7 protein-coding genes are annotated in these 10,891 nt (G+C 32.6%); 6 read left to right on the forward strand and 1 reads right to left on the reverse strand.

All coding sequences use genetic code 11. The features are described from left to right. Positions 1–127: low temperature requirement protein A (locus RWZ86_RS07400; protein ID WP_314681011.1), on the reverse strand; the 127-nt coding region annotated here is incomplete at its 3' end. 157 nt (positions 128–284) lie between these two features. Between RWZ86_RS07400 and RWZ86_RS07405 the strand changes: the two genes are divergently transcribed. The 6 genes from RWZ86_RS07405 to RWZ86_RS07430 form a co-directional block, all read left to right on the forward strand. Next, positions 285–941, forward strand: coding sequence for a response regulator transcription factor (locus tag RWZ86_RS07405; protein WP_314680999.1), 657 nt, complete (start codon positions 285–287; stop codon positions 939–941). After that, positions 938–2,245 carry a HAMP domain-containing sensor histidine kinase gene (locus RWZ86_RS07410; RefSeq protein WP_314681000.1) on the forward strand — a complete coding sequence of 436 codons (1,308 nt, stop codon included), beginning with the start codon at positions 938–940 and terminating at the stop codon, positions 2,243–2,245. Before RWZ86_RS07405 ends, RWZ86_RS07410 begins: the two co-directional genes overlap by 4 nt. A gap of 110 nt (positions 2,246–2,355) precedes the next feature. Beyond that, entirely contained in the window at positions 2,356–4,965 is a 2,610-nt protein-coding gene (locus RWZ86_RS07415; protein WP_314681002.1) for a helicase C-terminal domain-containing protein, read from the forward strand. 195 nt (positions 4,966–5,160) lie between these two features. Continuing rightward, a complete protein-coding gene (glgA, locus tag RWZ86_RS07420) occupies positions 5,161–6,579 on the forward strand; it encodes a glycogen synthase GlgA (protein ID WP_314681006.1) in 1,419 nt (472 codons plus the stop codon). A 20-nt stretch (positions 6,580–6,599) separates the two neighbouring features. After that, positions 6,600–8,993 carry a glycogen/starch/alpha-glucan phosphorylase gene (locus RWZ86_RS07425; protein WP_314681008.1) on the forward strand — a complete coding sequence of 798 codons (2,394 nt, stop codon included), beginning with the start codon at positions 6,600–6,602 and terminating at the stop codon, positions 8,991–8,993. A 319-nt stretch (positions 8,994–9,312) separates the two neighbouring features. Beyond that, positions 9,313–10,891 (forward strand): pneumococcal-type histidine triad protein (locus RWZ86_RS07430; protein WP_314681009.1); only part of this gene is annotated, 1,579 nt, incomplete at its 3' end.

Consider the following 10,891-nt stretch of genomic DNA (forward strand, 5'->3'; position numbering starts at 1 on the left):
TCCAAGTCAAAATACCGTTATGAAGATGGTGAATTAAAGCAGTTACTTTTGAAATTGCAAAAACAAAAACTAGGTCATAAAAAAGTTCTGAATAATTTACACGTTTGTGTTTAATAAGAGTCATCATTTTAATCCCTTTCTATTTTAAAAGTATAATTTAGTATAACAGAAAATGGCAATGAAAGACAATGAGATGCTTAAATAACTTCGTGTGGCTGAATTGTAAAATGACAAGGACAGAAATGAGAAAATCATTTATAATAAGAATGAGAGGAGATGAAGCTGTGAGAATTTTAATGGTTGAAGATGAAGCACCGATTCGTGAAGGAGTCTGTGATTATTTAAGTGAATGTAATTATGAGATGATTGCGGCAAGTGATGGACACGAAGCAATCGATTTATTCGATTCTAATGAAGTTCATTTAGTATTGTTAGATATTCAATTGCCGAAAAAGAATGGATTAGAAGTTCTAGAATATATTCGAAGAAAAAGTTCAATCCCTGCTTTAATGCTAACAGCTTTTAGCGATGAAGAATACCAATTAAAAGCTTTTAGTCAATTAGCAGATGGCTATATTGAAAAGCCATTTTCCTTACCTGTTTTAAAAGCGAGAATTGATGCTTTGATGAAACGATATTATCCGGATACAGAAGTGTTTACTTATCAAAATACGAGTGTGAATTTCTCTAGTTATACAGCAACTCTTTCTGGTGAAAAAGTAGATATGAATGCGAAAGAAATTGAAATTTTAAAATGTTTAGTCGATCATGAAGGGCAAGCATTAAGTAGGCAACAAATTATTGATCAAGTTTGGAAAGAAACAGACGAAATACCTTTTGATCGAGTAATTGATGTCTATATGAAGGAATTACGTAAAAAATTAGCATTGGATTGTATTATTACAATTCGTAATGTGGGATATAAATTGGAGAGACTATGAAATCATTAAAAATATTTCCAAAAATTTTAGCGACAACTTTTTTTATTTTAAGTATGTTAGTCATCGGTATTCATGTTTCGATTTATTTTATTTTTCCAAAAACTTATCTAGAAACGAAACAGCAGGAGCTAAGTATCAAAGCAGATCAAATTTCTTCCAGTTTAAATTTAAAAGAAGAAAGTCAAATTCTAGATTTTGTAAACCTATATTCGAAAGGTAACGATATTACTTTGATGGCAGGTGCTGAAACAGGCTCTAATGAATTTGAAATCACTCAAGGGATACCAGCTGATTTTTCAAGTGTTACAAATTCTTTAGTTATTGAAGAGAGACAAATTCAAACAAAAACTGGAGAAAATTTAAATTTACAATTTATTACAACGACTGATTTACAAAAAGAAGCTATTTCTTTAAGTTGGAAATTTTTACCATATACATTGTTAGTATCTTTTGTAATGTCATTGATGATAGCTTGGATTTATGCGAGAATAATAACGAAACAAGTTCAACAGATGAAAAAGACAATGAGAAAAATGAAGGAATTGGATCGTCATGCTTTGTTAGAAGTTCAGTCGACTGATGAGATTGGAGAATTAAAAACGCAAATTAATCAATTGTATATTAATTTATTACAAGTAATTGATGATGTAGAAGAAAAGAATGAAACGATTCTTCAATTAGAAAAAATCAAATACGAATTTTTCCGTGGACGTTCGCATGATTTAAAAACTCCTTTAGCAAGTTTGAAAATTATTTTAGAAAATATGAAGTATCATGTTGGAAAATATAAAAATCGTGATTTTTATATTGACGAATGTATTCAAATTGTGGATGGACTTACAGAAAAAGTAGTGACACTATTAAGAGAATCTAAGGAAGCTCTAGGAGAAAAAGCAAAATGGATTTCCCTCGAAGAAGAAATTCAAAAAGTTACTCAGGATCATCATTGGATTGCAATGAAGAGAAATTTAACAATTCATAGTCATATTGTTTCAAAGCAATTATTAATCGGACAGGAAGCTTTTAAAATTGTACTCTCCAATATTTTTAGTAATGCGTATCAATATGCTAAAAAAGGTTCTGTCATTCGAATCGTTTCGGATGAAAATTGTTTCATAATTCAAAATGAAGTGAATGATGCCATAGAAGAAATGAATGATCTATTAGAAGAAAATCAAAAGAAAACAGGGATTGGTTTATTAGTCGTTCAAAATTTATTAGAACATTATGGGTTTAGTTATCAGTTAGAGAAGGGTAAAAAGCAAGTAACGGTTACGATAGAGTTTCCCAAAAATATTGAGTGAAAGTTGAAGTACATTTCCACTATAAGGAAGTGTACTTCTTTTTTATGAGAATAGTTGCGTTTCCTTAAAAGAGTTAGTAAACTAATTTTATGAGAAAAGTAGGTGAGAGAATGAAAACGAGTTATGCAGTAGTGGATTTAGAAACAACGGGTCCTAAATTTGAAGAAGGTGGAAGAATTTTTCAATTTGGTTGTTCCATTATTGAACAGGGAGAAATTGTTACTCAAGTAGATTTGTATATAAATCCAGAAACAACGATTCCTTATGAGATTCAACAATTAACAGGAGTTGATAAGAAAGAAGTGAAGCAAGCCCCGTATTTTGATGAAATTGCCTCAACTATTTTTCAATTATTAGAAGGAAAAACATTTGTAGCTCATAATATCAGTTTTGATTATTCCTACTTAGTAGAAAGTTTTAGAGAATTAGCAGGAATTGAATGGAGTGCTCCTTGTGTGGATACTGTTCAATTAGCGCAAATTTGTTATCCGACGATTGAGAGTTATCGTCTGCAAGATTTAACGCAATTATTAGAAATTCCACATCAACAAATTCATTCAGCAGGAAGCGATGCGTATGCAACTGCTCAATTATTTTTAAACTGTTTAGAGGAATTAGAACAATTACCCGCTTCTACTTTACAGCAAATGTCTTTATTTGCGGATAGTTTAATGGCTGAAACTGGGCAAGTGATTCATGATTGTTGTCAAAATGCTTCATCATCCTTAAAAGAATTTACTTTTATAGATGGCTTTGCATTGAATCCTATTGTTGAAAAAGAGGAAGATGATGAGCAGACACAAAAATGGAATGCTCTGGAACTTTATCATAAATTAGTCGAGAAAAAGGTTATTCAGCATCAATCTTTACAAGTTCAATTAATTGAATTTATGTTGGAAAGATTAAATTATGGGCATTCGATTAGTTGGGTAGAGGCGGAGCCTGGACTTGGAAAAACATTAGCTTATTTACTAGTTTCTTTACAAGTACAATCACAAAATCATCCAATATGGATTGCTACTTCGACGATTTTACTACAACAGCAACTAGTAGAGCAGGAAATAAAACCATTAGAAGAAGTATTAGGAATCTCACTTCCAATTACAACTGTCAAAGGACAAGAGCATTATCTTTCACTATCAGGACTAGCTGAAGTTTTAGAAAAATATGAACAATTCCAAAATCAGAAAAGTGCTTTAACAGTGATTGCTTTATTAAAATGGCTAGCACATACAACTTCAGGAGATTTATCTGAGTGTAATTCGTTATTTTACCATCGTGAAATATGGGAGAAAATAACTAGAAAAGAAAGACAGTTCTCTAAAATGGATTTCTATCGTAGAGCGATACGACATGCGAGAAAGGCTAAAATGGTGATTACGAACCAAGCATTTTTAGTCCAATATTTAAAACAAGCTCCTCAAAGAGAGAATTTTGATAAACCAATTGTGATAATGGATGAAGTACAACAATTGGAGCAAGTTTTAGAAAGCCAAGAACAAAAATTATTGGAATTTGATGCATTATGGCAATTACAAATGAAGTGGAACGAATATCATTTAGAAAGTTATTTAGAAATGTCGAGTACTCAAGAACATCAATCCGGACAAATCAATCGTCGATTACTTGAGATTTGTGACTTATATGAAGAATGGATGCAAATGATTCGAAAAGAAAGTTATCCTACTTCGGTAATATTGCTATCTGCAGAAGAATGGGAGAAGAGTATCCATCATCAAACATTAGCAGCGGTAAAATCAGCTTGTATTGATCTATTAAAACGAACATTTGACTTTAATGGTAATGATGAACTTGTTCAAAAAACTCATACTTGTTTACAAAAGTTAGTACAAGAAATGGTTCTTTTATTAAAACAAAAAGAGGGATATGTAGCCGTTTCTTATGTGTTGAAAAAAGGGCAATATAGTTTACAACTAGAAAGTATGAAATCTGCTTTAAAAATGTGGAGAGAAATTCAATCCTATATCCATCAATTTATAGGGATTTCTGCAACTATTCCAATCTTCACGCCACTATTTCATTCAATTGTAAAACAAGAAGAAGGATTATTTTTACCAAAAACGTATCAAAATTTTGAACACCATATATTGATACCGACAGATTTACCGACTCCTTCCATCATTGTGACACCTGAAAGAGTGGAATTATTAGCGAGACAATTACTAGATATTTATCAAAGAAAACAAGGAAGATGTCTAGTATTGGTTCATTCCATTGAAATGCTAGAGGAATTGGAGCAAGTGTTATTAGAACATCCAGATATTCCGTTATTAGTCCAACGAACTAATCAGTCGAGCAGAAAGGTTCAGCGGAAATTTCAACAACAAGAATCAGTCTTATTATTAGGCGTGTATAGTTTTTGGGAGGGCTTTGATAGTGGAGAGGTATCCATTGATCAATTAATAATTCCAAAATTGCCTTTCCCAAATCCAACACAATTACAGCAAAGAGTCATTGCTGAGGAAATGAAATTACAAAATCGTCATTATTTCCAAGATTATGCTTTGGAAAAAATGTTACAACAATTTTATCAAGGATTAGGAAGAATGAATCGTCCGCATCAAGAAAAAGCAGAAATATGGATTTTAGATACACGTTCTATCAATTCTCCTTATGCGAATCGAGTGATGCAATGTATTCCAAATCGAGCAAAGATTTATACTCAAACTTTTAGAAAATTAATTCAAAAAAAAATCTAAGAATAGAAAAATTGAAAACGGCAGTCGAAAGGGCTGTCGTTTTTATCGTTCAAGTAAAGTTCGTTAAAAAGTTAAAAACAAAACAATATTATAGTTTAATTTGTGATAAATAAGAGTATAATAGGAAATAATCAGTGAATTTTATTTCAAACTGATTAGAAGCAAGTTCCTATTAACCTAAAAAGGAGAATGATGATGAAAGTTCTATTTATCGCTGCAGAAGCATCCCCTTTTGTAAAAATTGGCGGACTAGGAGATGTGATTGGATCACTTCCCAAAGCGTTACAAGCCGAAGGAGTAGAAGCAAGAGTAGTATTACCACTTTACTCAAGTATCAATCGTGAAAAATTTCCTTTAGTATATAAAAAACATATTTTTGTGCAATTAGGCTGGAGACAAGCTTATTGTGGTATTTTTGAGTGTAATATTGATGGAATTACGTATTATTTTATTGATAATGAACAGTATTTTAATCGCTCAACAGTTTATGGACAAGAAGATGATGGTGAACGTTTTGCATTCTTTTCAAAAGCTGCTTTAGAAATTTTACCTCATATTGATTATCAACCAAATATTGTTAATGCGAATGATTGGCATACAGCACTATCCATTATTTATTTAGATGATTTTAAATCACGAGGAATGGAATTTTATCAAGGTATGCAAACAGTATTGTCGATTCATAATATTGAATTCCAAGGGAAATTTAATCCGTATATTATGGGGAATTTATTTGGATTAGATAATAAGTATTTTGATGCATTGATTTATAATGGTGATTTAAATTTATTAAAAGGTGCGATTCAATTAGCAAATCGTGTCAATACAGTCAGTCAAACTTATGCAAAAGAAATTTTAAATCCATATTTTTCATACGGCTTAGATAAAATTTTGCAAGTGGAACAAGGAAAATTAGTGGGAATCGTGAATGGACTAGACACAAATGTATTTAATCCAGAAACGGATCCGCATCTTGAAAGAAATTATTCATTATCAAGCCTATCTGGAAAAGTAGAAAATAAATTAGCCTTTCAAAGACAAATGGCTTTAGAAGAAAATCCTCATAAGATGATGGTAGGAATGGTTACTAGATTAACGCATCAAAAAGGAATTGATTTAGTATTAGAAGTGGCAGATGCTTTATTAGACTTAGGCATTCAATTAGTCATTTTAGGAACGGGAGATGCTCACTATGAATCAGCCTTACGTTCATTAGAATATCGTAGACATGATGCTGTTCGAAGCTTAATCATGTTCTCAAGTGAAATGTCTTCAAAAGTCTATGCTTCGTGTGATGCCTTTTTAATGCCTTCTAAAACTGAGCCATGTGGTTTATCACAATTAATTTCGATGCGTTATGGAACAGTTCCAATTGTTCATCGTGTTGGTGGATTATATGATACTGTTCAACCATTTGATGGAGTTCATGGAACAGGATTTACATTTGAAAGTTTTAATTCTGGAGATTTATTAGATGCAGTAAGACGAACAAAAGAAGTCTATGATTACCAAAAAGAAAACTGGGCTTCAATTGTATCTCAAGCAATGAGTAAAGATGTTAGTTGGAATCAGTCTGCGAAGCAATATGTTTCGTTATATCAATCAATTTTATAAAAGGATAAAGGTGATTAATTGTGAATTCATTAAATTTTCAACAACGTATGGAACAAACATTACAAATTCAATTTGGGGTAACGATTGATCATGCTAGTAAACGTCAAGTTTACGAAGCAATGATGAGAAGTGTTCGTGAGATTTTATCTCAAAAGAAATTTGGATATGAACAAGAATTGAAAAAACGTAGAGTAAAACGTGCGTATTATATGTCCATGGAATTTTTAGTTGGAAGAACGTTAAGAAACAATTTATTTAATTTAGGAATTGAACAAGAAATCGAAACATATTTAAGCAAACATCATATTTCTTTAGATGAGATTTATCAAATTGAACCTGATCCAGGTCTTGGAAATGGTGGGTTAGGTCGTCTAGCTTCTTGTTATTTAGATGCCTTAACGAGTCAAGATTATCCAGTAACAGGGTTTTCGATTTTATATGAATATGGAATTTTTAAGCAAGTCATTAATAATGGTTGGCAACAAGAGTTTCCGGACCACTGGTTAGATTTAGGGAAATATGGTTTAGTGTATCGTAGTGACGAAGAAGTAGAAGTTCGTTTCTATGGAAATATTCGTGAAGAAATGACACCAGAAGGATTCCGTGTGACTCATGAAGATTATACAGCTATTCAAGCCGAACCATATGATTTATTAATTTCAGGGTATGATACAGATACAGTTAATACACTACGATTATGGGAAGCAAAAGCCAAAACAGGGTTTAATATGAAATTATTTGAACGTGGAGAATATTCTCGTTCTTCCGAAGCAGAAGCGATTGCATCTTCCATTTCTAAATTATTATATCCAGCAGATAGCACAAGAGAAGGAAAAGAATTACGTATTAAACAACAATATTTCTTTATTAGTGCATCTCTACAACAATTAGTAAAAAATCATTATCATGAATTTGGAACATTAGAAAATTTCCATGAATATGCTGCACTTCATATTAATGATACTCATCCAGCAATGGCAGTAGCAGAATTTATGAGATTATTAATTGATGAATACCATTATTCTTGGGAAAAATCATGGGAAATTACAACAAAAACATTTGCTTATACGAACCATACTATTATGTCTGAAGCATTGGAAAAATGGGCAGTGGACTTATTCCAACCAATTCTTCCAAGAATTTACTCAATTATAGAAGAAATTAATCGTCGCTTCTGTCAATGGGTGATTGATATGGGCTATGAAATGACTTTACCAGAAACAGCTATTATTTATGATGGTATGATTAAAATGGCGAACTTATCCATTGTTGGTAGTCATTATGTCAATGGTGTATCGAAATTACATAGTGATATTTTAGTGGATTCTACTTTCCATTCGTTTTATTCACTATATCCGGATAAATTTGGTAATGTGACAAATGGTATTGCACATCGAAGATGGTTAGGACAAGCAAATCCTGAGTTAACGATTTATTTAGAATCATTAATCGGTATTGATTTTGTAAAAGATTTATCTAAAATTTCTAAGTTATTAGAGTATAAAGATGATGAAAAAGTTTTACATGCATTAAAAAATATTAAACATCAGAAGAAACAACAATTAGCAGCTTATATTCAAGATACATTAGGAATTACGGTAAATCCAAATTCAATTTTTGATGTACAAGTGAAGAGACTTCATGAATATAAACGTCAATTATTAAATGCTTTGCATATTGTTTATTTATATCAAGCCATTAAATATCAAGGATTAAGACCTTCTCCAAGAACCTTTATTTTTGCAGCAAAAGCTTCATCTGGTTATGATATGGCGAAAAATATTATTAAATTTATTCATTCCATCTCTCAATTAATTGAAAGTGATGAATTAGTAAGAGAATACATTAAGGTAGTCTTTATTCCAGATTACAAAGTAAGTTTAGCAGAAATTATTTTACCTGCAGCTGATGTGAGTGAACAAATTTCTCAAGCAGGTAAAGAGGCAAGTGGTACTGGTAATATGAAATTAATGTTAAATGGAGCAATCACATTAGGAACATTAGACGGTGCCAATGTTGAAATTTTAGAAGCAGTTGGTGAAGAAAATATTGTTATTTTCGGATTAAAAACAGAAGAAGTCAATCAATTAGTTGCAGAAGGGTATAAACCTTGGGAATGGTATAATCGTTCTGAAAGAGTGAAACAAACACTTGATTTCATTCGTACGATGACTGTTGGAGGTATGAACTTTAATTTCTTAGTAGATTATTTATTAAATGATGATCCATTTATGTGTTTAGCAGATTTTGAATCTTATATTCATGCGCAACAACAAATTGAAGAAGCTTATAATAATGAAAAACAATGGCAAAAGATGAGTTTAGTCAATACGGCAAAAGTTGGTATTTTCTCAGCAGATCGTGCTGTAAAAGAATATGCAGATAGAATTTGGCACATTCAACAAGTGAAATAGAATAGAAATGGACTTCTTTGAAGTAGCGAAGGACGGCAGCAGCCCTGTACGGTCTTATGCCTAAACTTCGAGCCATGGTCTCGAAGTTTCCTGTACTAGAAGCCAATATGGCTTCTAGTACTAACGCTACTGCGATAAGTCCTTTCCATTTTGTACGTAAGCTTATGAGGGAGTAACTACGACTTGACTTCTCTGAAGTAACGAAGGACGACAGCAGTCGTCTTTTTTTGTACAAAAAATTAAGAGATAAGGCTTGACAAAAGATGAAAAAAAGGTTATTTTATAAAACGTAATATTTACGATTTAAAAGGAGATAAATATGAAGCCAACTAGAAAACAACTTTGGATGGCAAGCTTAAGTAGTGTTATTGCACTTAGCACAGCAGCTTGTGGACTATTTCAAGGACAAACAGATAATAATTCTCAACAACAAGTTGAAGAGACAACTGTATCAAATGCACAAATGACTAAATTTGAAAAACTTGCAGAAGAAATTAAAAATAACAAACCAAAAACAATTGTGGGAGAAGTATTCGAAAATGGATACTTAAAAAAACATGGAGATCACTACCATTTTGTATATGGAGCTCCACCAGCAGATGCTATTTATGAACAAAAAACTTCTGCTACGAATACTTTTAGTTCTACAGATGATGGATATGTCTTTAATCCAAATGACATTGTAGAAGAAAATGAAATGGGATATGTCGTTCGACATGGAGATCATTTCCACTTTATTTATAAAAATAATGCTCAAAAAACGATTGCTACAACAATGGCTACAAATTCAGTAGCGCATGAACATCATGAAGAAGTTGAAGATGGCTATGTTTTTGATAAAAAAGATGTTGTTAGCGAAACTGAAACAGGGTATATCGTAAGACATGGAGACCATTTCCATTATATTTATAAAGATAAACAAGGAAATCCAGTAGTAACTACGGAGAATCATGACCATGGCGGAGATAAACATGACCACGAAGGTGAACACCACGATCATGACCATGATGGGTATGTATTTGATAAGAAAGATATTGTAAGTGAAACAGCAGAAGGTTATGTCGTTCGTCACGGAGACCATTTCCACTTTATTTATAAAAATAAAGATGGGAAACCTATTGTAAGTAATGAACATCATCATGAAGACGACAAACATGACCATGAAGGCGAGCACCATCACCACGAAGGCGACAAACATGACCATGAAGGCGAACACCACGACCATGAAGGTGAGAAACATCATCACGAAGGTGAACACCATGATCATGACCATGATGGCTTTGTCTTTGATAAGAAAGATGTCGTGAGTGAAACAGCAGAAGGGTATATCGTAAGACATGGAGACCATTTCCATTTTGTTTATAAAGATAAAAATGGAAAACCAATTTTAGACAATCACCACCATGACCATGACGGAGACAAACATGAGCATGAAGGTGAACACCACGACCACGAAGGTGAGCACCATGACCACCAAGGTGACAAACATGAACATGAAGGTGAGCACCACGACCACGAAGGCGACAAACATGAAGGTGAACACCACGACCATAATCATGATGGATTTGTATTTAGAAAAGAAGATATTGAAAGTGAAACTGAATCTGGATATGTAGTACGTCATGGAAATCATTTCCACTTCGTTTATAAAGATAAAAATGGAAAACCAATTTTAGACAATCATCACCATGACCATGACGGAGATAAACATGAGCATGAAGGTGAACACCATGACCATGATGGAGACAAACATGAGCACGAAGGTGAACACCATGACCATGATGGAGACAAACATGAGCACGAAGGTGAACACCATGACCATGATGGAGACAAACATGAGCACGAAGGTGAACACCATGACCATGATGGAGACAAACATGAGCACGAAGGTGAACACC

It is taken from the genome of uncultured Granulicatella sp., from assembly GCF_963545075.1.
Lineage (GTDB): Bacteria > Bacillota > Bacilli > Lactobacillales > Aerococcaceae > Granulicatella.